At 66.3% G+C, this 23,443-nt stretch carries 24 protein-coding genes; 15 read left to right on the top strand and 9 right to left on the bottom strand.

Annotated elements, in window-relative coordinates:
* The first annotated feature begins 31 nt into the window (after window positions 1-31).
* A complete protein-coding gene (locus BFE01S_RS28015) occupies window positions 32-1,483 on the top strand; it encodes an NAD-dependent succinate-semialdehyde dehydrogenase (protein WP_028228351.1) in 1,452 nt (483 codons plus the stop codon).
* Between the two features lie 321 nt (window positions 1,484-1,804).
* On the opposite strand, the gene pcaF is transcribed toward BFE01S_RS28015, so the two are convergent.
* Window positions 1,805-3,007 (bottom strand): 3-oxoadipyl-CoA thiolase, encoded by a 1,203-nt coding sequence (gene pcaF, locus BFE01S_RS28005; protein ID WP_028228350.1) that lies wholly within the window; start codon window positions 3,005-3,007, stop codon window positions 1,805-1,807.
* A gap of 220 nt (window positions 3,008-3,227) precedes the next feature.
* Here pcaF and BFE01S_RS43480 point away from each other — a divergent pair, with 220 nt between their 5' ends.
* Together BFE01S_RS43480 and BFE01S_RS28000 are read left to right on the top strand one after the other, a co-directional pair.
* The gene (locus BFE01S_RS43480; RefSeq protein ID WP_084170199.1) at window positions 3,228-3,590 is read left to right on the top strand and encodes a CHAP domain-containing protein; all 363 of its coding nucleotides are present in this window, start codon (window positions 3,228-3,230) and stop codon (window positions 3,588-3,590) included.
* An 8-nt stretch (window positions 3,591-3,598) separates the two neighbouring features.
* Complete coding sequence (locus tag BFE01S_RS28000) at window positions 3,599-4,063, top strand: DUF3828 domain-containing protein (RefSeq protein WP_028228349.1); 465 nt, start codon at window positions 3,599-3,601, stop codon at window positions 4,061-4,063.
* A gap of 129 nt (window positions 4,064-4,192) precedes the next feature.
* On the opposite strand, the gene cyoD is transcribed toward BFE01S_RS28000, so the two are convergent.
* From cyoD to otnI, 5 genes are all read right to left on the bottom strand, one after another.
* Complete coding sequence (gene cyoD / locus BFE01S_RS27995) at window positions 4,193-4,534, bottom strand: cytochrome o ubiquinol oxidase subunit IV (RefSeq protein WP_028228348.1); 342 nt, start codon at window positions 4,532-4,534, stop codon at window positions 4,193-4,195.
* Window positions 4,535-5,146 carry a cytochrome o ubiquinol oxidase subunit III gene (gene cyoC / locus BFE01S_RS27990; RefSeq protein ID WP_028228347.1) on the bottom strand — a complete coding sequence of 204 codons (612 nt, stop codon included), beginning with the start codon at window positions 5,144-5,146 and terminating at the stop codon, window positions 4,535-4,537.
* A complete protein-coding gene (gene cyoB, locus BFE01S_RS27985) occupies window positions 5,146-7,155 on the bottom strand; it encodes a cytochrome o ubiquinol oxidase subunit I (protein ID WP_028228346.1) in 2,010 nt (669 codons plus the stop codon). Before cyoB ends, cyoC begins: the two co-directional genes overlap by 1 nt.
* Window positions 7,156-7,167: 12 nt before the next feature.
* Window positions 7,168-8,064, bottom strand: a complete 897-nt coding sequence (gene cyoA, locus BFE01S_RS27980; protein ID WP_042338792.1) for a ubiquinol oxidase subunit II — start codon at window positions 8,062-8,064, stop codon at window positions 7,168-7,170.
* A 342-nt stretch (window positions 8,065-8,406) separates the two neighbouring features.
* The gene (gene otnI / locus BFE01S_RS27975) at window positions 8,407-9,195 is read right to left on the bottom strand and encodes a 2-oxo-tetronate isomerase (protein WP_028228344.1); all 789 of its coding nucleotides are present in this window, start codon (window positions 9,193-9,195) and stop codon (window positions 8,407-8,409) included.
* A gap of 244 nt (window positions 9,196-9,439) precedes the next feature.
* Here otnI and BFE01S_RS27970 point away from each other — a divergent pair, with 244 nt between their 5' ends.
* Window positions 9,440-10,264 carry an IclR family transcriptional regulator gene (locus BFE01S_RS27970; RefSeq protein ID WP_042338790.1) on the top strand — a complete coding sequence of 275 codons (825 nt, stop codon included), beginning with the start codon at window positions 9,440-9,442 and terminating at the stop codon, window positions 10,262-10,264.
* A gap of 60 nt (window positions 10,265-10,324) precedes the next feature.
* Here the strand turns inward: BFE01S_RS27970 and phnN are convergent, their stop codons facing one another.
* The 3 genes from phnN to phnF are packed head-to-tail and all read right to left on the bottom strand — an operon-like array spanning window position 10,325 to window position 12,365.
* Window positions 10,325-10,879, bottom strand: coding sequence for a phosphonate metabolism protein/1,5-bisphosphokinase (PRPP-forming) PhnN (gene phnN, locus BFE01S_RS27965; protein ID WP_028228342.1), 555 nt, complete (start codon window positions 10,877-10,879; stop codon window positions 10,325-10,327).
* Entirely contained in the window at window positions 10,876-11,610 is a 735-nt protein-coding gene (locus tag BFE01S_RS27960) for a DUF1045 domain-containing protein (protein ID WP_028228341.1), read from the bottom strand. The genes phnN and BFE01S_RS27960 overlap by 4 nt, the downstream gene beginning before the upstream one ends.
* Entirely contained in the window at window positions 11,607-12,365 is a 759-nt protein-coding gene (gene phnF / locus BFE01S_RS27955) for a phosphonate metabolism transcriptional regulator PhnF (RefSeq protein ID WP_028228340.1), read from the bottom strand. Before phnF ends, BFE01S_RS27960 begins: the two co-directional genes overlap by 4 nt.
* Before the next feature lie 199 nt (window positions 12,366-12,564).
* Here phnF and phnG point away from each other — a divergent pair, with 199 nt between their 5' ends.
* The 11 genes from phnG (at window position 12,565) to BFE01S_RS27895 (ending at window position 23,411) form a co-directional block, all read left to right on the top strand.
* Window positions 12,565-13,047, top strand: a complete 483-nt coding sequence (phnG, locus tag BFE01S_RS27950; protein WP_028228339.1) for a phosphonate C-P lyase system protein PhnG — start codon at window positions 12,565-12,567, stop codon at window positions 13,045-13,047.
* Window positions 13,044-13,697 (top strand): phosphonate C-P lyase system protein PhnH, encoded by a 654-nt coding sequence (gene phnH / locus BFE01S_RS27945; protein WP_028228338.1) that lies wholly within the window; start codon window positions 13,044-13,046, stop codon window positions 13,695-13,697. Before phnG ends, phnH begins: the two co-directional genes overlap by 4 nt.
* Window positions 13,697-14,824, top strand: coding sequence for a carbon-phosphorus lyase complex subunit PhnI (locus tag BFE01S_RS27940; RefSeq protein WP_028228337.1), 1,128 nt, complete (start codon window positions 13,697-13,699; stop codon window positions 14,822-14,824). The genes phnH and BFE01S_RS27940 overlap by 1 nt, the downstream gene beginning before the upstream one ends.
* Entirely contained in the window at window positions 14,821-15,771 is a 951-nt protein-coding gene (locus BFE01S_RS27935) for an alpha-D-ribose 1-methylphosphonate 5-phosphate C-P-lyase PhnJ (RefSeq protein WP_028228336.1), read from the top strand. Before BFE01S_RS27940 ends, BFE01S_RS27935 begins: the two co-directional genes overlap by 4 nt.
* On the top strand, window positions 15,768-16,538 hold the full coding sequence (phnK, locus tag BFE01S_RS27930; RefSeq protein ID WP_028228335.1) for a phosphonate C-P lyase system protein PhnK: 771 nt from the start codon (window positions 15,768-15,770) through the stop codon (window positions 16,536-16,538). The genes BFE01S_RS27935 and phnK overlap by 4 nt, the downstream gene beginning before the upstream one ends.
* A gap of 103 nt (window positions 16,539-16,641) precedes the next feature.
* Window positions 16,642-17,352, top strand: coding sequence for a phosphonate C-P lyase system protein PhnL (gene phnL / locus BFE01S_RS40455; protein WP_407668251.1), 711 nt, complete (start codon window positions 16,642-16,644; stop codon window positions 17,350-17,352).
* A gap of 64 nt (window positions 17,353-17,416) precedes the next feature.
* Window positions 17,417-18,550, top strand: a complete 1,134-nt coding sequence (locus BFE01S_RS27920; RefSeq protein WP_028228334.1) for an alpha-D-ribose 1-methylphosphonate 5-triphosphate diphosphatase — start codon at window positions 17,417-17,419, stop codon at window positions 18,548-18,550.
* A 465-nt stretch (window positions 18,551-19,015) separates the two neighbouring features.
* On the top strand, window positions 19,016-19,783 hold the full coding sequence (locus tag BFE01S_RS27910; protein WP_028228333.1) for an ABC transporter substrate-binding protein: 768 nt from the start codon (window positions 19,016-19,018) through the stop codon (window positions 19,781-19,783).
* A 269-nt stretch (window positions 19,784-20,052) separates the two neighbouring features.
* Window positions 20,053-21,168 carry a succinylglutamate desuccinylase/aspartoacylase family protein gene (locus tag BFE01S_RS27905; RefSeq protein ID WP_028228332.1) on the top strand — a complete coding sequence of 372 codons (1,116 nt, stop codon included), beginning with the start codon at window positions 20,053-20,055 and terminating at the stop codon, window positions 21,166-21,168.
* 498 nt (window positions 21,169-21,666) lie between these two features.
* Window positions 21,667-22,815 (top strand): porin, encoded by a 1,149-nt coding sequence (locus tag BFE01S_RS27900; RefSeq protein ID WP_028228331.1) that lies wholly within the window; start codon window positions 21,667-21,669, stop codon window positions 22,813-22,815.
* Between the two features lie 188 nt (window positions 22,816-23,003).
* The gene (locus BFE01S_RS27895; RefSeq protein ID WP_028228330.1) at window positions 23,004-23,411 is read left to right on the top strand and encodes a DUF6232 family protein; all 408 of its coding nucleotides are present in this window, start codon (window positions 23,004-23,006) and stop codon (window positions 23,409-23,411) included.
* Window positions 23,412-23,443 lie beyond the last annotated feature (32 nt).

The raw sequence follows: 23,443 nt of genomic DNA, 5'->3' as shown, positions 1-23,443 counted from the left end.
CAATGAATCGCAAGCTGTCGGGAATTCAACCATGAACCTGAAAGACACATCGCTGCTGCAAAACCAGGCCTTCGTCGAAGGCGTTTGGCAAGGGGCCGAAGACGGCGCCACGTTCGACGTGACGAACCCCGCCACCGGCGCCCTCATCGGCACGGTGCCGAAGATGGGCGCGGCCGAAACGCGCCGCGCCATCGCCGCCGCCAATGCCGCATGGCCCGCCTGGCGCGCCAAAACCGCGAAGGAGCGCGCCGCGATCCTGCGCAAGTGGCACGACCTGATGCTCGAAAACGCGGACGACCTCGCGCTCATCCTCACGACCGAGCAGGGCAAGCCGCTTGCCGAAGCGAAGGGCGAAATCGGCTACGCCGCCTCGTTTCTCGAATGGTTCGCCGAAGAAGGCAAGCGCATTTACGGCGACACGATCCCCACGGTCGCGAACGACCGCCGCCTCGTCGTCACGAAGGAACCGGTGGGCGTTTGCGCCGCCATCACGCCCTGGAACTTCCCGGCCGCGATGATCACGCGCAAGGTCGGCCCGGCCCTCGCGGCGGGTTGCCCGATCGTCGTGAAGCCGGCCGAAGCGACGCCGCTCTCGGCGCTGGCGATGGCCGTGCTCGCGCAGCGCGCGGGCGTGCCGGCCGGCGTGCTCAGCGTCGTGACCGGCGACCCGAAGGCCATCGGCGGCGAGCTCACCAGCAACGCTACCGTGCGCAAGCTCTCGTTCACGGGCTCCACGCCGGTGGGCCGCCTGCTCATGGGCCAATGCGCGCCGACGGTCAAGAAGGTCTCGCTCGAACTGGGCGGCAACGCGCCGTTCATCGTGTTCGACGACGCCGACCTCGACGCGGCCGTGGCGGGCGCCGTGGCCTCGAAGTACCGCAACAGCGGCCAGACCTGCGTCTGCACGAACCGCTTCTACGTGCACGACAAGGTGTACGACGCATTCGCGGCCAAACTGCGCGATGCCGTCGAGCAACTCAAGGTGGGCCTCGGCACCGAGCCGGGCGTGACGCAAGGTCCGCTCATCAACGAAGCGGCCGTGCTGAAGGTGGAATCGCACATCGAAGACGCGCTCGCCAAGGGCGCCCAGGTCACGACGGGCGGCAAGCGCCACGCGCTCGGCCACGGCTTCTTCGAACCGACCATCCTCACGGGCGTGACGCCCGCCATGAAGGTCGCGCGCGACGAAACGTTCGGCCCGCTCGCGCCGCTGTTCCGCTTCTCGTCGGACGAGGAAGTGATCAAGCTCGCGAACGACACCGAGTTCGGTCTCGCCGCCTACTTCTATAGCCGCGACATCGGCCGCGTGTGGCGTGTGGCCGAAGCGCTCGAATACGGCATGGTGGGCATCAACACCGGCCTGATCTCGAACGAAGTCGCACCGTTTGGCGGCGTGAAGCAGTCGGGGCTCGGGCGCGAAGGCTCGCACTATGGCGTGGACGACTACGTCGTCGTCAAGTACATGTGCATGGGCGGCCTGTAAGGCGCGGCGAGCGGCTCGACGAGGTGCCCGAGCCGCCGTCCCGATCCCGAAACGACGCCGGCGCGAGAGCGGAGTGACCGCTTTCGCGCCGGCGTCGTCGTTTTCTGGATCGGCTTATTGCGTCGTTTTACTGCGTTGTTTTACTGCGTGGCGTAGGCGGAAACGAACACGGCATGGATCGAGTCGCCCACCTTGACGTCCTTGAGATCGAGGTTCGGCGGAACGTCGAGCGTCACGGTGCGATACACGCAGCGGATCGTACGATCCGCGGCGTTCCAGGTCCAGGCCGTGTATGGCGTTGCTTACTGCATCGCTATGCGCCTAGATGCGCTCGATTGCGATGGCAATGCCCTGGCCCACGCCAATGCACATCGTGCACAGCGCATAGCGGCCCTGCGTGCGATGGAGCTGGTACATCGCGGTCGTGACGAGACGCGCGCCGCTCATGCCGAGCGGATGGCCGAGCGCAATGGCGCCGCCGTTCGGATTCACGCGGGGATCGTCGTCCGCTACGCCCAGCATGCGCAGCACGGCCAGGCCCTGGGAGGCGAATGCCTCGTTCAGTTCGATCACGTCGAACTGGTCGATGCTCATGTTCAGGCGCGCGAGCAGCTTTTGCGAAGCAGGCGCCGGACCGATGCCCATCACGCGCGGCGCCACGCCCGCCGTCGCGATGCCCAGCACGCGCGCACGCGGCGTCAAGCCGAAGCGCTTCGCGTTCTCTGCGTCGGCGAGGAGCAGTGCGCAGGCGCCGTCGTTGACGCCCGAGGCGTTGCCTGCCGTGACCGAGCCGTCCGGGCGCACCACGCCCTTGAGCTTCGCGAGCGCCTCGAGGCTCGTCTCGCGCGGATGCTCGTCGCGCGACACCACAACCGGATCGCCCTTCTTCTGCGCGATGCTGACCGCCACGATTTCCTGCGCGAGCGTGCCGTCGGCCTGGGCGCGTGCGGCCTTCTGCTGGCTGCGCAGCGCAAAGGCGTCCTGGTCCGCGCGGCTCACGTTGTAGTCCACCGCGACGTTCTCGCCGGTTTCCGGCATCGAATCCACGCCGTACTGCTGCTTCATCAGCGGATTCACGAAGCGCCAGCCGATGGTCGTGTCGTAGATTGCGGCGTCGCGCGAGAAGGCGCTCGCGGCCTTGCCCATGACGAACGGCGCGCGGCTCATGCTCTCCACGCCGCCCGCCACCATCAGCCCCGCTTCACCCGACTTGATGGCGCGCGCGGCAATGCCCACGGCGTCCATGCCCGAACCGCACAGGCGGTTGACGGTGGCTCCCGGCACGGCTTGCGGCAGGCCCGCGAGCAGCAGCGACATGCGCGCCACGTTGCGGTTGTCTTCGCCTGCCTGATTGGCGCACCCGTAGATCACGTCGTCGATCGCCGACCAGTCCACTTCCTTGTTACGCTCCATCAGCGCCTTCAACGGCACGGCGCCCAGGTCGTCGGCACGCACCGACGAAAGCGCGCCCGCATAGCGGCCAATGGGGGTGCGAATCGCGTCGCAGAGAAAAGCTTCCTTCATGTCCTGCCTCCTGTTTTGTTCGATATATGAACACATGATCGTTTATCGAACTTTTCATGCGCATGATAGGCGGCTCGCGCGAAGGGTGTCAAGCGCGCGATAGCGGACGGCCCGGGGCCGAAAATAAATAGCGTTCGCACCCGAATTTCTGACTATTCCTATCCATTCGCGTGCCTGCCATTGCTACGATTTAGCCTCCATAGACAACCCGGGAGGAAAGATGGCGTGGAATCCATCGACGGCAGCCAATCATGCGGAGCAACGTGCGCATATTGAAAGTAAAGGGCGGTGCGCTCAATATGTCCGCGAAGCAATCGTAGCCGGTGGAATAAACTTGGCGCGAACTCACTATGCGAAGGACTACGGACGGAATCTGGAAAACGCGGGTTTTGCCCGCGCTTCAGGAACGCCCGAGCGAGGGGATGTCATAGTCATTCAACCTGCGCCTGGGCACCCTGCCGGGCATATGGCCATCTACAACGGAAACATCTGGATTTCCGATTTCCGGCAGCACAACGGCTTTTATCCGGGCCCCGCTTATCGCACCGCCCAGCCATCCTGGCAAATGTACAGACACAACTGAGGAGCCCCATGAGGTACGATGCCCGATCGCTTTTCGCAGCCATCTGGATGTCGCTCTGCCTTTGTCTTGCCATCTCGCTCCAGGCCCATGCCGGGAATGCCGAAGCTGCGCCAGATGCATTCGTGACCACGTTCTATCAGTGGTTCTTCAAGCACGACAATGACCAGACGGCCCCGCTGCGTGAGCCAGCGATATACAACTACGTTGCACAACGGACTGTCGATCGACTGAAAGATGAATACAGTCGCGGGGGACCGCCACAAGGCGTGGACTACTTCCTGAAAGTTCAGGACTACGATCCGCGCGACTGGGCCACGCATGTTGCAGCACAGCCTCCGATCACGCTCGGCGATGTCACGGTTGTACCGGTTACATTCGGTTCGAAAGACAAGACAAGCGTCCTGGTGTTTCTACGCAACGAACAGGGAGCCTGGAAGATCGTGAAGGTCGACGACACCTGGGCCTACAACTAATCTCTACGGAAACCAGAAGAAAAGCCGACCTCTCCAGGTCGGCTCAGATTGCCGACAAAGCCCAGGGCGGGACCCTGGGCTTTGTCGTTTTAGCGGTCAGGCTCAGGAAGGCTCGCCGCTGTGATGCGCTTAACGCGACATCATATTCATGCTGACGTTATGCATGACCCACATCGTGCCGAAGATGAGAAAGGCCGCGGCCAGCACCGTATAGGCCAGCGACATCACGTTCCATCCCTGCCCGGCGGACGCATTCAGATGCAGGAAGAACACCAGATGCACGACCACCTGCACGAAGGCCAGCACGGCGAGCACCGCCATCGCGGTGCCGGGTTCGAACGTGCCGTGCAGCACGATGCCGAAGGCGCCCGCGGTGAGGATCACGGAAAGAATGAAGCCCGCGGCATAGCTGCCGAAGGTGCCGTGGACGCCATGATCGCCGCCCTCGGCCTGCGAATGAGAATGAGCCATTTAGAGCACGCTCCCGAGATAGACAAAGGTAAACACGCAGATCCACACGACATCGAGGAAGTGCCAGAAGAGGCTCAGGCAGGTGAGCCCGCGCAGTTCCTTCTCGCCCAGTTCCGGCTTGCGGATCACGTGAATCATCATCACGATCATCCAGACGAGGCCGAAGAACACGTGCAGGCCGTGCGTGGCAACGAGCGTGAAGAACGACGAGAGGAACGCGCTGCGCTGCGGGCCCGCGCCCTCTTCGATCAGATGCGAGAACTCGCGCAGCTCGAAAACGAGAAAGACCACGCCCAGCACGAAGGTGACCGCGAGCCAGCGGAGCGTGCCGCCCGACTTGCGCCGGTTCGCGTCGAGCATCGCGAAGCCGTAGGTGATGCTGGAAAGCAGCAGCACCGCGGTTTCGATCGCCACGCCCGGGATATCGAACAGGTCGCGGCCCGTGGGGCCGCCCGCGAACTGGTGCCCCAGCACGCCGAACGTGGCGAAGAGCGACGCGAACAGCACGCAGTCGGTCATCAGGTACACCCAGAAGCCGAATACCGAATTCGACGGCGGGTGGTCGTGGTGCTCGAAGTCGGCGAGGTTCGCCGTATGGGTTTTCTGCAACATCAGTAAGCCTCCTCGGCGACCAGATCGCGACGATTCACGGGGACAGCCGCGCCATGGCGCTGTTCCTCGATCTCGCGTACCCGGGCTGCCGGAATGTAGTAGCCGTCGTTGTCGCCAAAGCTGCGCAGCGCGATCGTCAGCACGATGGCCACGAATGCCGCCACGGCGAGCCACGTGATGTGCCATATGCCCGCAAAGCCCAGCACCAGGGCGAACATGCCCACGAAGAAGCCCGCGGACGTGTTCGACGGCATATGGATATCGCTGTACTGGTCGGCAAGGCCGAGGCCCTGGCCGGTTTCCTTCATGTGCGTGAAGGCGTCGATGTCGCTCACCTGCGGCAGCACCGCGAAGTTATAGACGGGCGGCGGCGAAGAAGTGGCCCATTCGAGCGTGCGGCCATCCCACGGGTCGCCGGTCACGTCGCGGCATTCGGCCTTGTTGCGGTTCGCGAACGCCACCACCCACTGCAGCACCTGGAATACCACGCCGAGCGCGATGATCGCCACGCCGACCGCGGCCACGATCAGCCACGGCTGCCATTCGGGCGTGTAGTAGTGATTGGTCCGCCGCGTCATGCCCATGAAGCCCAGCACGTAGATCGGCACGAAGGCCACATAGAAGCCCACGAACCAGCACCAGAACGAAGCCTTGCCGAGCTTCTCGTTCGGCTTGATGCCGAACACCTTCGGGAACCAGTAGTGCACGCCCGCGAGGTAGCCGAACACCACGCCGCCGATGATCGCGTTATGGAAGTGCGCAACGAGGAAGAGCGAGTTGTGCAGCACGAAGTCCGCGCCCGGAATCGCCATCATCACGCCGGTCATGCCGCCGATCGAGAACGTGACCATGAAGCCGATCGTCCAGAGCACGGGCGCCGTGAAATGAACGCGGCCGCGGTACATCGTGAACAGCCAGTTGAAGATCTTCACGCCCGTCGGGATCGCGATGACCATGGTCATGATGCCGAAAAACGAGTTGACGTCGGCACCCGATCCCATCGTGAAGAAGTGGTGCGCCCACACGAGGAACGCGAGGATCATGATGGCGCACGAGGCGTAGACCATCGTCTTGTAGCCGAACAGCGGCTTCTTCGAGAACGTGGCCATGACCTCCGAATAGATGCCGAACGCGGGCAGCACGAGGATGTACACCTCGGGGTGGCCCCACGCCCAGATCAGGTTCAGGTACAGCATGGGGTTGCCGCCGCCGTCGTTCGTGAAGAAGTGCGTGCCCACGTAACGGTCGAGGCCCAGCAGCGCGAGCGAGATCGTGAGAATGGGGAACGTGGCCATGATGAGCACGTTCGAGCAGAGCGCCGTCCACGTGAACACCGGCATCTTCATGAGGGTCATGCCCGGCGCGCGCATCTTGATGATCGTCACGAAGAAGTTCACGCCGGTGATGAGCGTGCCCACCCCCGAAAGCTGCAGCGACCAGATGTAGTAGTCCACCCCCACGCCCGGGCTGAACTGCAGCTCGGAAAGCGGCGGATAGGCGAGCCAGCCCACCTGCGCGAACTCGCCGATCACGAGCGACAGGTTGATCAGGATCGCACTGATCGCCGTCATCCAGAACGAGAGCGAGTTGAGGAACGGGAAGGCCACGTCGCGCGCGCCGATCTGCAGCGGCACCACGAGGTTGAAGAGGCCCACCATGAGCGCCATCGCCATGAAGAAGATCATGATGACGCCGTGCGCCGTGAAGATCTGGTCGTAGTGATGCGGCGGCAGGTAGCCGGGCGAATTGAGGGCGATTGCCTGCTGGATGCGCATCATCACCGCGTCGGCAAAGCCGCGCACGAGCATGAGCACGGCCACGACGATGTACATCACGCCGATGCGCTTGTGATCGACGCTCGTGAGCCAGTCGTTCCAGATGGTTTTCCACTTGCCGGTGACGGTCACGAGACCGAGCACCGCGACAACGATCAGCGCCATGAACGCCGCGGCGCCCATGATGATCGGCTGATCGAATGGAATCGCGCCTAATGTGAGATTTCCGAACATGACTCTTACCCTTTACCCCTTCGTCACGCACGACGGATCGGAGAAGTCCGTGACGTGGCCGTTGTTGTACTTCGCGATGATGTTGTTGAAGAGCTTCGGATCGACCGTCGAGAAGTACGCGACCGGCGCCTTCTCGGTGGGCTGCGCGACGCTGGCGTACTCGTCCATGCTGAGCGCCGTGGACGAAGCCTTGACCTTGCGGACCCACGCATCGAAGTCGCTCTGGCTCGTGGCGAGGGTGCGGAACCGCATGTCCGAAAAGCCCTTGCCGCTGTAGTTCGACGAGAGACCTTCGAAGGTGCCCGCCTCGTCGGCGATCAGATGCAGGCGCGTCTGCATGCCGGCCATGGCGTACACCTGCGTGCCCAATTGCGGGATGAAGAACGAGTTCATCACCGAATCGGACGTGATGCGGAAGTTGACCGGCGTGCCCACCGGCACGGCCAGCTGGTTCACCGTGGCGATGCCGAGGTCCGGGTAGATGAAGAGCCACTTCCAGTCGAGCGCGACCACTTCGACGTTGATGGGCTTCACGTTCGACTCGAGCGGCTTGTAGGGATCGAGCTCGTGCGTGGTCTTCCACGTGAGAACGCCGAGGAAGAGGATGATGATGGCGGGAATGGTCCACACCACGACTTCGATGGCCGTGGAATGCGCCCATTTGGGCGCATAGACGGCATGGCGGTTCGACGCTCGATAGCGCCACGCGAAGAACAGCGTGAGGAGAATCACGGGCACCACGACCAGCAGCATGGCGCCCGTTGCCGTGGCGATGAGCGACTTCTCCGCAGCGCCTACGCTGCCCTTCGGGTCGAGCAGCGCGAAATTCCCGCTGCACCCTGCAAGCGAAACGGCCACGCCGCTGCCGAGGGGGATGAGCCACCTTCTCAAGGCTTTTCTGTCTTTCATAGTTGCCCGTCTTTCCGTTAAATCGTCCTGGACGCCCTAACGCATCCGCATGGCGAATAAGGCCACGCAAAATGCACCCGTATCGTATTCGGCGCAATTTTACGGAAAGACCCAATTGGAAAATTTGATCTTCGTTAAAGAGTCCCGGCCGATATTGCGCGCAGGGGCGCGGCCGAAGGACGCAATTATCTTTCTAACGAATTACGCAGAGGAGAAGCGGCCACTCGAATGGAAGCCGGGAATGAATTCGACTATTCACGTCAATATTCAATTCGCCCGATACTGCCGCCTATCAAGCGAATTGCGGATTTTTTATTATTTAAAGATAACCATTAATCCAGATCAAAGCCGTTGCGGTAAATAAGGCTTTAGCCATTCCAGGCCCGCCGAAGTCGCCCCGCGCGGCCGGTATTCGCAGCCGATCCAGCCGTCGTAGCCCAGTTCGTCCAGCAGCGCGAAGAGATACGGATAGTTGAGCTCGCCGGTATCCGGCTCGTGCCGCCCGGGCACGCCGGCAATCTGCACGTGCCCGATCCCGCCGATGTCGCGCCGCAGCTTCGTCGCGAGGTCCCCCTCCACGATCTGGCAGTGGTAGCAGTCGAACTGCACGCGCAGGTTGGGCTCGCCGAGTTCCGCGCGTATCGCCTGTGCGTCGTCCTGGCGGTTCAGCAGGTAGCCCGGCATGTCGCGCGGGTTGATCGGCTCGATCAGGATCGTCACGCCCGCCGTCGCGGCCGCCTGCGCCGCCCATGCGAGATTGCGCAGATAGAGTTCGCGCTGAACCTCGGGCGCCGTGTCCGGCGCGCGCAGGCCGGCCATGACGTGCAGGCGCCGGTTGCCCAGCACGCGCGCATATTCCAGCGCGCGGTCGATGCCGTGGCGGAATTCGTCCTCGCGTCCCGGCAGCGAAGCAAGGCCGCGCTCGCCTGCCGCCCAGTTCCCGGGCGGCGCGTTGAAGAGCACCAGTTCGACGCCGCTCGCGTCCAGGCGCGCTTTCAGTTCGGCCGCCGGCAGTTCGTAGGGGAACAGGCATTCGGCCGCGGCAAAGCCGTCGCGCGCCGCCGCCGCGATACGGTCCGGGAACGCGTGTTCGGGGTACATCATCGTCAGATTGGCCGCAAAGCGGGGCATGGCAGTCGTCTCCTTCCAGACCGGTTCGCGCGAGGCGCGCAGCAGCGCCGCCGGCAGGCCGCCGCAGCGCTCCCCCGGTCTTAACACAGGTCCGCCCGCGGGCGCAAACCGGCCCCGGCCCCCGACCGGCCGCCGCAGGCCGGAAAGCCGCGCCGGGCGTTTCGGGCGGCGGTTGGCGAAACAGGTCGCTTGCGCTATCGTCATGGGTTCCTTACGCGCGGCCGCCCGCCCCATTCCGACGCCCATGACCTCCGCATCCAGTGCCTCGCCCGACCGTTCCGCCGAGCAGCAGGAGATCCCGGACAAGCCGGGCGACTCCTACGTGCAGTCGTTCGCCCGCGGCCTTTCGGTGATCCGGGCCTTCAACGCCGAGCACCCCGAGCAGACGCTCACCGACGTTGCCGCCGCCACCGGCCTCACGCGCGCCGGCGCGCGCCGCATCCTGCTCACGCTCCAGACGCTCGGCTACGTGGAGGCCGAAGGGCGGCTCTTTCGCCTCACGCCGAAGATTCTCGACCTGGGCTTCGCCTATCTCACGTCGATGCCGTTCTGGAATCTCGCCGAACCGATCATGGAAGAGCTTTCGGGGCAGGTGCACGAAAGCTGCTCGGCAGCCGTGCTCGACCGCACCGAAATCGTCTACGTGCTGCGCGTGCCCACGCACAAGATCATGACGATCAATCTCTCCATCGGCAGCCGCCTGCCGGCCTATTGCACGTCGATGGGGCGCGTGCTGCTTTCGGCGCTCGACGAAGACGCGCTCGACGCCACGCTCGGCGCCACGCCGCTCTACGCGCACACGCCGCGCACCGTCACCGACAAGGACGAGCTGAAGAAGATCATCGCCCAGGTGCGCCAGCAGGGCTGGGCGATCGTGGATCAGGAACTGGAGGGCGGCCTGATTTCGATTTCGGCGCCCATCCGCAACCGCCAGGGCCGCGTGATCGCGGCGATGAACATCAGCGGCAATGCACAGCGGACCTCCGCGAAGCAGATGGTCAAGACCTTCCTCGACCCGCTCCTGCAAGCCGCGCAGCGCGTTTCCGGCATGGTGGCGCGCAGAACCTGAGGTTTCGCCGGCCCCCGCCGCAAGCGCTGCAGAAGCCGCGCGCGCCCTTCGAACCCGCGCTCAGCGGGAGGCGGCCACGCGGCGCACCACCTCGACAAAGGCCTCGCCCGCATCCTCCAGACGCCCGGAATTGTCGATGCGCGTGATGCTCGCGGCCGCCGGCACCTCGAACGGCGCCTGGCGCGCGAGCCGTGCCGCGATCTGCCCGGGCGTCTCGCGCCCGCGCGAGGCGAGGCGCGCCGCCAGCACCGAATGCGCGGCTTCGACATGCACGAGCGCCATCTGCGGGTAGCGCGCGAGGGCTTCGCTCACGTAGGCGCGCGAGCCGTTCACGACAATCGTGCAGCCCAGCGCGAGCCACTGGTCGATCTCCACGCCCACCCCATAGCGCAGCGCGTGGCTGCGCCATTGCAGCGCAAAGAGGCCGGCGCGCGAGCGCGCCTCGAACTCGGGCTCGGTGAGCGCGATATGGTTCTCGCCGCCGCTTTCCACGCGCGTGATGTAGCGATGCGCGAACACCACACCTTCAGCCGCGAGCCGCGCCCGGGCGAACCCGAGCAGCGAGTCCTTGCCCGCGCCCGACGGCCCCATCACGTAGATCAGCCGGGTCTTCATGCGCGCGGCTCCCCGCCCGCGAAGGCCGCGCGGCGCCAGAGCGCAAACGGCAGGCCGGGCTGCGGCTCGACGAAGAGGGCAACGCCCTCCACGGGCAGCGCCCCGGCATCCGCCATCTGCACGTTCCAGGCCGCCACGAGCGCCGCGCGCTCGTTTGCATCGGCGAGCGAATCGGAAAGCGTCATGTGGAAGCGGAATTCTTCGAACACGTAGGGGTAGCCCCACGCCTCCACGTAGGCGCGCTGGCGCGCGGTGAGCGGCGCGTCGAGCCGGCGCGCGAGTTCGGCCGGCGTTTGCCGCGCGCGCAGGTGGCCCAGCGTGCGCAGGGCGTCGGCGGCCAGATCGCGCAGGGCCGCGTCGCCGGCTTCGTCGGCGGGACGCAGCGCCACGAAGCGGCCCAGCGTGGCGGCTTCGGCGGCCACCGCAAAGCGCGCGCGCGCGGCGGCCCATTGCTGCGCGGCGGCCAGCAGCGCTTCCGGGGTCACGTCCTCGGCCAGGCGAAACGGCGGCACGAGCGTGCCGTGCCAGCCGTAGCGGCGCGGCGCGCCGGTCAGTTCGGCAAGCGGGCGGGCGAGGCCCGCAGGCTGCGGCGCCGCGAGCGGCTCGCCGCTTTCCGGGTCGCGCGAAAGCCACGCGCAGCCCGCACGCCACCAGGCCGATTCGCGCGGCGGCGCATAGTAGATCGCGAAGCGCGTCGCGGCGCTCCAGCTTCCGGCCAGGGCGCCCGTCATAGTTCGTGCTCCACCATCAACTGCACGCGATCCGCCGCGAAATGCGTAATGCCGTACTTGATCGGCGTGCCTTCCATGTCGACGTCCACGTTCTCGACCACCAGCACCGGCTGCTGCCGGTTGATATTGAGCCGCCGCGCCACTTCGGCCTCGGGCAGCATGCTGCCGATCCGGCTCCACTTGCGCAGGTAATCGGCCACGCCGAATTCGGCCAGCGCTTTCGAGGTGTTTTCCATGCGCGCGAGCACCTCGGGCAGTTCCGGAAAGCGTGCGGCCGGGTACCAGTTGCGCGCGTAGAGAATCGGCACGCCGTCCGACTCCTTGACCGTTTCGACCCGGTACACGAGCGCATTGGCGCGAATGCCGAGCGCCTTCGCGACCGTCGGGTCCGCCTTCACGCGCGACGAAGCCAGCAGCCGGCCCTGCGGCGAGTGATGGTGCTGCCGGAGGTTTTCCGTAAAGCGCGTGCGCTTGCCGATCGAATAGTCGATCGCGCCGGGCTGGACGAACGTGCCGCGCCCCTGCTCCACGCTCACGAGGCCGCTGGCCGCGAGGCCGAGCATGGCGCGCCGCACCGTATGGCGGTTCACGTCGAAGCGCCGCGCGAGTTCGCCTTCGCTCGGCAAGCGGCCCTCGTCGCCAAAACCTTTCGCCGCAATTTCGGCCGCAAGGATCTGTTCGATCTGCCGCCACACCGCCACGCCTGCGCCGCGCTCGAGCTGGGCGCTGTGCGGCACACCGTCGTTCGATGTCATGGTGCTGTCATTCCTCTCGGTTTCAATAACGTTTTCCGCATTGTAGTGCGCAAGACGTGATGGAAATATGAAAACGTTCCCCGCGTCACATGTCTACAACCGCATCACTATACGTCTAGACGTTTAGATGAATAGATGGTTCAATAGCGACGCTTGCAGCACGCTTCGTCCCCATCCCGTTCACGACACAGGAACCCCGATGAACGCTACCTCCGCCCCGCCCTCCGCCGCCTCGCGGCGCGCATGGATGGCGGTGCTCGCGCGCGCTCCGCGCGCCGAGCTGGAAGCGGCCTTCGCGGCCGCGCTCGCCGGCGCCGCCGCACCGGCCTTCGACTGGCTGCGCCCGCCGCAAACGGGTCTCGCCATGGTGCGCGGCCGTATCGGCGGCACCGGCAACGCCTTCAATCTGGGCGAAGCCACCGTCACGCGCGCCACGCTGCGGCTTGCCGGCGCCGAAGGCGGCACGGTGGGCGTGGCGTGCCACCTGGGGCGCGACAAGCGCCGCGCCGAACTGGCCGCGCTCGCCGACGCGCTCCTCCAGCAGCCCGCGCGCCACGACCGGTTGCACGCGCAACTGATCGCCCCGCTCGCCGCACGCGAAGCGGCGCGCCGGGCGAAACGCCGCGCCGGCACGGCCAGCACCAAGGTCGAATTCTTCACGATGGTCCGAGGTGACGCATGATCGACGAACGCTCGACCTCCACGCATGCGCGCGCCGCACTCGACGCGCTCGACGCGCTCGCCCCCGGCTTTGCCGATCCCGTCCACGACACCCAGGCGGTGTTCCGCACGCTGCTCGACGCGCTCGCGCGTCCGGGCCGCATCGGCGTGATCGAAACGGCGCTGCCGGCCGCCGACGCGACGAACAGCGGCGAGCGCGCCGGCCGCGCGGCCTTCGCCGCGCTGCTCGCGCTGTGCGACTACGCCACGCCCGTGTGGCTCGCGCAGCCCGACGCCGCACTGGCCGCGGCGCTGCGCTTTCATGCCGGGGCGCCGCTCGCCGGTTCGCCGGCCGAAGCCGCGTTTGCCTATGTCCATGACGCCGCCGCCCTGCCGCCGCTCGCCTCGCTCGCCAGCGGCACGCCGGAGTCGCCGGAGCAGTCCGCCACGGTGTTCGTGCGCGTTGCCTCGCTCGCGGGCGGCGCGAACGTCACGCTGCGCGGGCCGGGTATCGAAGCTGCGCAGACCATCGCGCCCGTCGGGCTGCCCGCGCGCTTCTGGCAGGAACGGGCCGCGCTGGGCGCGCTTTTTCCCTGCGGTATCGACTTCTATCTCGTCTGCGGCGACCAGTTGATGGGCCTGCCGCGCACGACTCAAGTGGAGATGAACTGATGTACGTCGCCGTCAAAGGAGGGGAGCGCGCGATCGAAGCGTCGTGGCGCCTGCTCGACCAGGCCCGCCGCGGCGATACGCGCGTGCCCGAGCTGAGCGTCGCGCAGATCCGCGAACAGTTGCGCCTTGCCGTCGCGCGCGTGATGGCCGAAGGTTCGGTGTACGACGAAGAACTCGCCGCGCTCGCCATCAAGCAGGCCGCGGGCGATCTCGTCGAAGCCATCTTTCTGCTGCGCGCCTATCGCACCACGCTGCCGCGCTTCGGCTATACGGAGCCGGTCGAAACGGAGCACATGCAGGTGGAGCGCCGCATTTCGGCCACGTTCAAGGACGTGCCGGGCGGCCAGGTGCTGGGTGCGACTTACGACTACACGCAGCGTCTGCTGGACTTCGCGCTGCTCGCCGAAGGTGGCGAGGCAGACGACGATGTGCGCACCGAAGGCAGCGACGCAGCCCCCGCTGCGCGCGAACCCGCCGCCGCGCCCATGCCGCGCGTCGTCACGCTGCTCGACCAGGAAGGCCTGATCGAGCAGGAAACGCCGGTGCCCGATGCGGACGAACCCGGCGACCTCTCGCGCGAACCGCTCTCGTTTCCCGCGGACCGCGCCGTGCGCCTGCAGAATCTCGCGCGCGGCGACGAAGGTTTCCTGCTGGCCATGGGCTACGCCACCCAGCGCGGCTACGCGCATTCGCACCCGTTCGCGGGCGAAATCCGCTTTGGTTCGGTATCCGTAGAAATGGTGCTGGACGAACTGGGCGAAGCCGTCGAGATCGGCGAGATCGAATTGACGGAATGCCAGATGGTCAACCAGTTCGCGGGCAGCAAGGACGTGCCGCCCACCTTCACGCAAGGCTACGGCCTCGCCTTCGGCCACGCGGAACGCAAGGCCATGGCGATGGCGCTCGTGGACCGCGCGCTGCGCGCCGAAGAGCTGGGCGAAACGCTCGATTCGCCCACCCAGGACATCGAGTTCATGCTCTCGCACAGCGACAACGTGGAAGCATCCGGTTTCGTGCAGCACCTGAAGCTGCCGCACTACGTCGATTTCCAGGCCGAACTCGAACTCGTGCGCCGCCTGCGCGCGCAGCACGAACGGCTCGACCCGCAGAACGAGGAGGCCGCATGAACGCGCCCGATACCCTGGCCGCGCCGATCGCGTCGCACGAAACGCAGGCCGCCGACGGCTACAACTTCGCCTACCTCGACGAGCAGACCAAGCGCATGATCCGCCGCGCGCTGCTCAAGGCCGTGGCGGTGCCCGGCTACCAGGTGCCGTTCGCCTCGCGCGAAATGCCGCTGCCCTACGGCTGGGGTACGGGCGGCATCCAGGTGACGGCCGCCATCATCGGCACGCGCGATACGCTCAAGGTGATCGACCAGGGCTCCGACGACACGACCAACGCCGTGAACATCCGCCGCTTCTTCGGCCGCACGACCGGGGTGAAGACCACGCGCCGCACGACCGAAGCGACGATCGTCCAGACCCGCCACCGCATTCCCGAAACGCCGCTCACGGAAGCGCAGATTCTGGTGTACCAGGTGCCGATGCCCGAGCCGCTCTATCGCCTCGAACCGCGCGTGGCCGAGTGCAAGAAGCTGCACGCGCTGTCCGACTACGGCCTCATCAGCGTGAAGCTCTACGAAGATATCGTGCAGCACGGCAGCATCGCGACCACCTACGACTACCCGGTAACGGTGAACGGCCGCTACCTCACGTCGCCTTCGCCGATCCCCAAGTTCGACAACCCCAAGCTCGACATGAACCCCGCGCTGCAACTGTTCGGCGCGGGCCGCGAGCGGCGCATCTACGCGATCCCGCCGTACACGCCCGTGAAGAGTCTCGACTTCGACGACCATCCGTTCGAAATCCAGCGCTGGGAGCATGCGTGCGCGCTGTGCGGCTCGCGCGAGAGCTTCCTCGACGAAATGATCGTGGACGACACCGGCCGCCGCATGTTCGTGTGCTCAGACAGCGACTACTGCCACGAGCGGCGCGACGAGGCCGAAGCCGGCCAGGCGGCCGAAACGGGCCCGGGCGCCGCGGCCGCAACCGAACACGGAGAATCCGCATGACGCCCCTCTTGAGCGCCCGCCAACTCACGAAGCAATACGGCGGCCGCAACGGCTGCCGCGACGTGAGCTTCGACCTGTATCCCGGCGAGGTGCTGTGCATCGTCGGCGAATCGGGCTCGGGCAAGACCACGCTGCTCAACGCGCTCGCGCTGCGCACCGCGGCCGATTCCGGCGCACTGTGCTACCGCAACGCGAACGGCGAAGCGCTGGACCTGCGCACGCTCTCCGAGCCGCGCCGGCGCCTGCTGGCACGCACCGAATGGGGCTTCGTGCAGCAGAATCCGCGCGACGGGCTGCGTGCGGGCGTTTCGGCGGGCGCCAACATCGGCGAACCGCTGATGGCCGTGGGCGCGCGCCATTACGGCCAGATCCGCCACACGGCGCAACAGTGGATGCAGCGCGTGGAACTGGACGCCGAGCGCATCGACGAACTGCCCTCCGCGTTTTCGGGCGGCATGCAGCAGCGTTTGCAGATCGCGCGTAATCTCGTCACCGGGCCGCGCCTCGTGTTCATGGACGAGCCCACGGCCGGCCTCGACGTTTCCGTTCAGGCGCGCCTGCTCGACCTGCTGCGCACGCTCACGACGAACCTGCACCTTTCGGTGCTGATCGTCACGCACGACATAGGCGTGGCGCGCCTGCTCGCGCACCGGCTCATGGTGATGCAGGGCGGCACCGTGGTCGAATCGGGCCTGACCGACCAGGTGCTCGACGACCCCCAGCATCCCTACACGCAGACACTGGTAGCCTCCGTGCTGCCGGTCTAGGATGATCGACATGACCGACATGAATCACAGTGCAAGCGGCGATGCCGACCAGCAACGCCCCGGCCGCCGCGCCACGCGCGCCTTCGTCGAACGCGCCGCGCTGATGCTGCGCGCCGAAAACGTGCGCAAGACCTTCACGCTGCACGGCCAGGGCGGTATCGGCATCGAAGCGCTCGCGGGCGTTTCGCTCGAAGTCGAGCGCGGCGAATGCGTCGTGCTCGTGGGGCCGTCCGGCGCGGGCAAGAGCACGCTGCTGCGCTGCCTCTACGGCAATTACCTTGCGAGCGGCGGCTCCATCGCCATTCGCGACGACAACGCGCCCTTGCAGCACCTGGAGATCACGGGCGCCGAACCCCACGACGTGCTGCGCCTGCGCCGCAACGTGGTGGGCTACGTAAGCCAGTTCCTGCGCGTGATTCCGCGTGTGGCGACGCGCGATCTCGTGGCGGCGCCGCTCGTGGCGCGCGGCGTGGCGGAAGACGAAGCGCTCGCGCGCGCCGAAACGCTGCTCGCGCGCCTGAACGTGCCGCAGCGGCTCTGGTCGCTCGCGCCCGCCACGTTCTCCGGCGGCGAGCAGCAGCGCGTGAACATCGCGCGCGGCCTGATCGCGCAGCATCGCGTCCTGCTGCTCGACGAACCCACGGCCTCGCTCGATGCGGAAAACCGCGCGGTGGTGTCGAGCCTGATCGTCGAAGCGCGCGAACGCGGCGCGGCGATCGTGGGCGTGTTCCACGACGAAGACACGCGCGAACGCGTGGCCACGCGCCGCCTGCCGCTGGAAGCCCCGCAAGCGCTGCTCGGCGAAGCCGCATGAATCGCGCACGCCCCGATTCGCTCTCAATAGATTCGCAGCCCTAACCTGATTTCGGAGCCTGACGATGTTGATCAAGAACGCCCGCATCGTGACGCGAGAGGAAGTTTTCACCGGCACGATACGTATCGAGGACGGCCAGATCCGCGAGATTTCGCACGGCAACACGGCCGCTCCCGACGCCGAAGACTGGGACGGCGACTACCTGCTGCCCGGCCTCGTCGAACTGCACACCGACAACCTGGAGAAGCACCTCGCCCCGCGCCCCGGCGTGCACTGGAACACCGACGCCGCCTTCGTGATCCACGACGCCCAGATCGCGGCGGCGGGCATCACGACCGTGTTCGACGCGCTCGCCATCGGCACGCGCCTGAACGTGGGCGTGCGCGGGCGCGAAGTGCAGCTCGCCTGTGCCGCCGCGCTCTCGCGCTTTTCGGACCGCGACCTGCTGCGCGCCGACCACTTCCTGCACCTGCGCTGCGAAATCGCCACGCAGGACGTAATCGAACTGTTCGACACGCTCTCCGCGCACCCGCTGCTGCGTCTTGCCTCGGTGATGGATCACACGCCGGGCCAGCGCCAGTGGCACGACCGCGAGCAATGGCGCCGCTTCCAGGAGCGCCACGGCAAGTGGACCGACGAACAGGCGGCCACGATGCTGAGCGAACTCGCCGACGAGCAGCAGCGTTTCGCCGACGAGCACCGCCGCCAGATCGTGGAGCGCTGCCAGGCGCGCGGCATCCCGCTCGCGAGCCACGACGACACCCTCGTCGAACACGTCGAGCAAGCGGCCGAGGAAGGCATCGTGCTGGCCGAATTCCCCACCACGCGCGTCGCGGCGGCCGAAGCGAAGAAACGCGGCATCTCGACCATCATGGGCGCGCCGAACGTGGTGCGCGGCGGCTCGCATTCGGGCAACGTCTCGGCGCTGGAACTCGCGCAGGCCGACCTGCTCGACATCCTCTCGTCCGACTACGTGCCCTCCAGCCTCCTGACCGCCGCCTTCGACCTCGTAACCCAGGCCGGCTGGACGCTGCCGCGCGCGATTGCGACGGTTTCGTGGGAGCCGGCCCGCCGCGCCGGCCTGGCCGACCGCGGCGCCATCGCGCCGGGCCTGCGCGCGGACTTCGTGCGCGTGACCATGCTGGACACCCTGCCGGTGCCGCGCGCCACCTACCGCGCGGGCAAGCGGGTGGTCTGAGGGGCCTTGCGCCCGAAAACCACGCGCCTCGCGCGAGGCGAACGGCAGCGTACCGACGGCCCGGCAAGCCGACGTCATGCTGCCGTTTTTATTTCAGATTCAATACGCATGCCTTCAGTGCCACATCGGCCGCGGCGACATTGTTGCACCCAAGCATCGCATTCCTTTCGACCCTGCTCGTGCCCTTTTGCCGCGCGGCTGCGGCGCGCGGCCCGCAGCGCGTTGCTGGGCAAGGCTTTCCGGGCCGCTGCCCGATGCGCCGAACGTTCGTTCCAGCGCCCATTCTTACGCCATCCGGTATTACACTAGCGACGCAGCAATTTTGACCTGGTAAGCTTTGCGCGCGCCGCTGGCGGTACGCCGGCGAGCCCAACGAAAGTCCAGGCGCGACCCGCGCGAGGACAATGCGCCGCGGCGGTATGGCCGCACGCGGCGCTCCATGAACCATCCCGAGGAGTACACATAGTGAAGAAACTGCTTGCCGCCCTGTCGGTTGCCCTGCTGGCCGTATCGGCCGGTGCCGCCCACGCGAAGGACTGGTCGACCGTGCGCTTCGGCGTCGACGCCAGCTACGCGCCGTTCGAATCCAAAGCACCGGATGGCAAGCTCGTCGGCTTCGACATCGACCTCGGCAACGAAATCTGCAAGCGCCTGAACGCCAAGTGCGTGTGGGTGGAACAAGACTTCGACGGCATGATCCCGGCCCTGAAGGCGAAGAAGTTCGACGGCGTTCTCTCGTCGATGACGATCACGCCGCAGCGCGCCGAACAGATCGCCTTCTCGGCGAAGCTGTTCAACACGCCGACGCGCCTCGTCGCGAAGAAGGGCTCGAACCTCCAGCCGACGGCCGATTCGCTCAAGGGCAAGTCGGTGGGCGTGGAGCAGGGCACGATCCAGGAAACCTACGCAAAGGAAAACTGGGCGCCGAAGGGTGTCAACGTGGTGCCCTACCAGAACCAGGACCAGGTCTATGCCGACCTGATCTCGGGCCGTCTGGACGCCGCGCTGCAAGACGAAGTGCAGGCCGATCTGGGCTTCCTGAAAACCCCGCGCGGCGCGGGCTTCGTCTTCGCCGGCAAGGAAATCCCGACGGGTGCAGCCGCTATCGGCCTGCGCAAGGAAGACACCGACCTGAAGGCGAAGATCGACAAGGCCATCGCCGACATGATCAAGGACGGCACGTACAAGAAGATCGAGTCGAAGTACTTCGACTTCGACGTGTACGGCAGCTAATCGCCTTGTTCTCCCGGCTTCGCGGCCCAGGCCGCGGGTCGGGCGCAGCGACACAAAAGCCCGGACTGCGGTCCGGGCTTTTTTTCGTCCGGTGCGCCGGGCGTAACGCCGCGCCCGGCACTCAGCCCGGTTCGCGCCGGTGCGCCGGTTCGGCCCGAGTACCCGCCCCAGAGCGAATCCGCTAAGATCGCCGGGGGGCCGCTTGCGGCGCTCACTCCACGAACCCGATATTCACGTGCGCCGCGCCAGCCGCGGCATGCGCTCCGAACATGCAAACCCAGAACCATCCGTTGATAGCGCCCGCCCTCGGCACCGCGCGGCAGATCACGAGCTTTCACTACGGCACGGGCGGCGCTCAGAAGGTGTACGTGCAGGCTTCGCTGCACGCCGACGAACTGCCCGGCATGCTCACCGCATGGGTCCTCAAGCGCAAGCTGGCCGAACTGGAAGCGGCCGGCCGCATCCGCGGCGAAATCGTCGTGGTGCCGGTGGCCAACCCGGTCGGCCTGAACCAGCAATGGCTCGGCCATCTCGTCGGCCGTTTCGAGGCGGGCACGGCGCAGAACTTCAACCGGAACTTCCACGATTTGACGGCGCTCGTGCTGCCGACCATCGAGGCGCAGTTCGGCCCCGACGCCGACGCCAACCGCCGGGCCATCCGCCAGGCCATGGGCACGGCGCTGGCCGCCCAGCAGCCGAAGACCGAGCTCGACGCGCAGCGCCTCGCGCTGCAACGGCTCTCGTACGACGCCGACATCGTGCTCGACCTGCATTGCGACTGGGAAGCCGCGCTGCACATCTACACGAACCCGGAACTGTGGCCGGAGGTCGAGCCGCTTTCGCGGTATCTCGACGCGAAGGCCTCGCTCCTCGCGCTCAATTCCATCGGCAACCCGTTCGACGAGATTCACAGCTTCTGCTGGACCGAGTTGCGCGAGCGCTTCGGCAAGCGCTTTCCGATTCCGCACGGCTCGATCTCCGTGACGGTGGAACTGCGCAGCCAGCGCGACGTATCGCACGACTTCGCCGAACACGACGCCCAGGGTATCGTCGATTACCTGATTCATCGCGGGGTGATCGAGGGCACGGCGGCGCCGCTGCCGCCGCTCGCGTTCCCGGCCACGCCGCTCGCCGGCACCGAGCCGATCGTCGCGCCCGCCAGCGGCGTGATCGTGTTCCGCGCCGACTACGGCACGTGGATCGAGGCCGGCGCGCCGGTGGCCGACATCGTCAACCCGCTTACCGACGAAGTGCATACGCTGCGCAGCACCGTGAGCGGCGTCATGTACGCACGGCACAGCGCGCGTTTCGCAACGGCCGGCATGGAAGTGGCGCGCATTGCCGGGGACCGGCCGATTCGCAGCGGCTCGCTGCTTTCGCTCTAACGCACGGCGCCAGGTCCCGCAGGCTGGCCGGCTCATGCCACTGCGGCATGAGCCGGATTCGAACCGCCTCGGCGACCGCATCCAATCATTCGGACTGCCAATTTAATGAAATATCGAAAAACGGTATAGCGACGATATAGCCGATTTTAATGCGGCATTACCATCAATCGAATCGATCCGCAAATATTCCTCACATAATCCACGGCAAATAGCGCGGCGAATAAAAAGCAAAGCAGAAATTATCATAATCGAAGCCAAACGTTTTCGGCCCGCCTGCCGTTCCTCGAAACTCCCGTCAAACCCAATCCGGACGGGGCTCTCCTCCCAAAACCGCTTGCGCAAGCCCCTTGTCGCGCGCCTGCAACAGGAAGGCGACATTTTGCCTACAGTGTCTTACTGTCACATTCCTTTCGCGATCGGCCATTAAATTGCAGCGCGTCGCATGACCCAGGTCCAGAGAGACGGGCATACGCACCTTTCCTCAATCCGGAGAATGTTTTGAACAAGAAAATATTGACCACCGCCATTCTTGCCTCGGTCGCGGGCGCAGCACACGCACAAAGCAGCGTCACGCTGTATGGCTTGATTGACGCGGGTATCAGCTACAACAGCCACGTCAAGAACGCCACGGGCGGCAGCAGCAGCTACTGGGGCTACGGCGACGGCGTTGCCCAAGGCAGCCGCTGGGGCCTGCGCGGCGCCGAAGATCTGGGCGGCGGCCTGAAGGCGATCTTCGTGCTCGAAAGCGGCTTCAACAGCGGCAGCGGCACGCTGGGTCAGGGCGGCGCGCTGTTCGGCCGTCAAGCCTACGTGGGCCTCACGAAGGACACCATCGGCTCGCTCACGTTCGGCCGTCAATATTCGTTCAGCACCGACTTCCTCGGCGGCAACTACTCGATCGGCGGCAACACGGTCGCGGGCAACTACGCCTACCACTTCAACGACATCGACCAGCTGACGTCGAGCCGCATCAACAACTCGGTCAAGTTCACGAGCGTCAACTTCTCGGGCCTGACGTTCGGCGGCCTGTATGGCTTCTCGAACACGACCTCGTTCGCCGGCGCGCCGACCACGGCCTCGACGTCTTCGTCGCGTGCCTACAGCTTCGGCGCGAACTACGGCTACGGCCCGTTCGGCCTCGGCGCCGCGTACACGGACATCCGCTATCCGGGCGCCGCTTCGCCGGCCTTCACGACGACCATCGCCGGCATCGGCGGCGCGCTGCTCGACCTGCGCACGTTCGGCATCGGCGGCCGCTACGTCGCCGGTCCGGCCACGGTCTTCGCGCTGTGGACGAACACGCTGCTCTCGCAGATCGGCGCTTCGTCGTACCTGTACAACGCGTACGAAGTGGGCGGCAAGTGGGCCTTCACGCCGGCGCTTTCGGGCCAGCTCGGCTACACGTACTCGCGTGCTTCGGGCCTCTTCGGCGCGCACTGGAACCAGATCGACGCCGCCGTCGACTACGCACTCAGCAAGCGCACCGACGTCTACCTGCTCGCCGCCTATCAGGACGCGTCGGGCACGTACAAGGGCCAGCCGGTCCAGGCGCAGATTGGCGACTCGAACTCGAGCATCTTCCAGCCCTCGGGCTCGGGCTCGCAGAACCAGGTTGCCGTGCGCGTGGGCTTGCGCACCAAGTTCTAAGAACGAAGCGGCCGACAACATCAAAAAACGGCCGCGGCGCCTGCCCGCCAGGGCGGCGCCACTGCGAACGGGACATCCTCAGGGATGTCCCGTTTTTCTTGATGGCGACGGCTGCGGCATCATGCTGCCGGGCGCGTTGCGTGCGCTTCTGGTACGCTGCGCCCTTTCCCCTCGCAGCATTCGAATCGATGGAACTCCCCTTCAACGAAGCCGGCGTCTCGGTCACGCGCACTGCACTTTCGGTGGCGGGCCAGGTGTTCGCCCTGCGCGACATCGAGGATGTCGAGGTCGTCAGCGGACGCCGCAACCGTCTCTTGCCCGTCACGCTGTGCGTGCTCGGCGTGGCGCTCGGCATCTGGGGCGGCGTGTCCGGATTGGCGGCCGCGCTCGTTTGCGGGGCGATGCTGTTCGTGGTGGGGCTCATTGCGTGGTTCACGCAGGACGCGCCGCACCGCCTGATCGTCGTGATGGGTGGAGAGCGGCGCGAAGCGCTCACGAGCGCCGACCGCGGCTTCGCGGAGCGCGTGGAGGCCGTTATCCGCTTTGCCATGGCGGGCCGCGGCGAGGCCGCCGCGCGCGCGACGCCGGCGCCCTGACCCGCACGCGGGCTCAAGCGGCCCGGCCCAGT

Origin of the sequence: Paraburkholderia ferrariae NBRC 106233 (assembly GCF_000685035.1) — a bacterium.
Lineage (GTDB): Bacteria > Pseudomonadota > Gammaproteobacteria > Burkholderiales > Burkholderiaceae > Paraburkholderia > Paraburkholderia ferrariae.
Note: the sequence above shows the minus strand (reverse complement) of the source record. Positions and strands in the feature narration are given on the sequence as shown.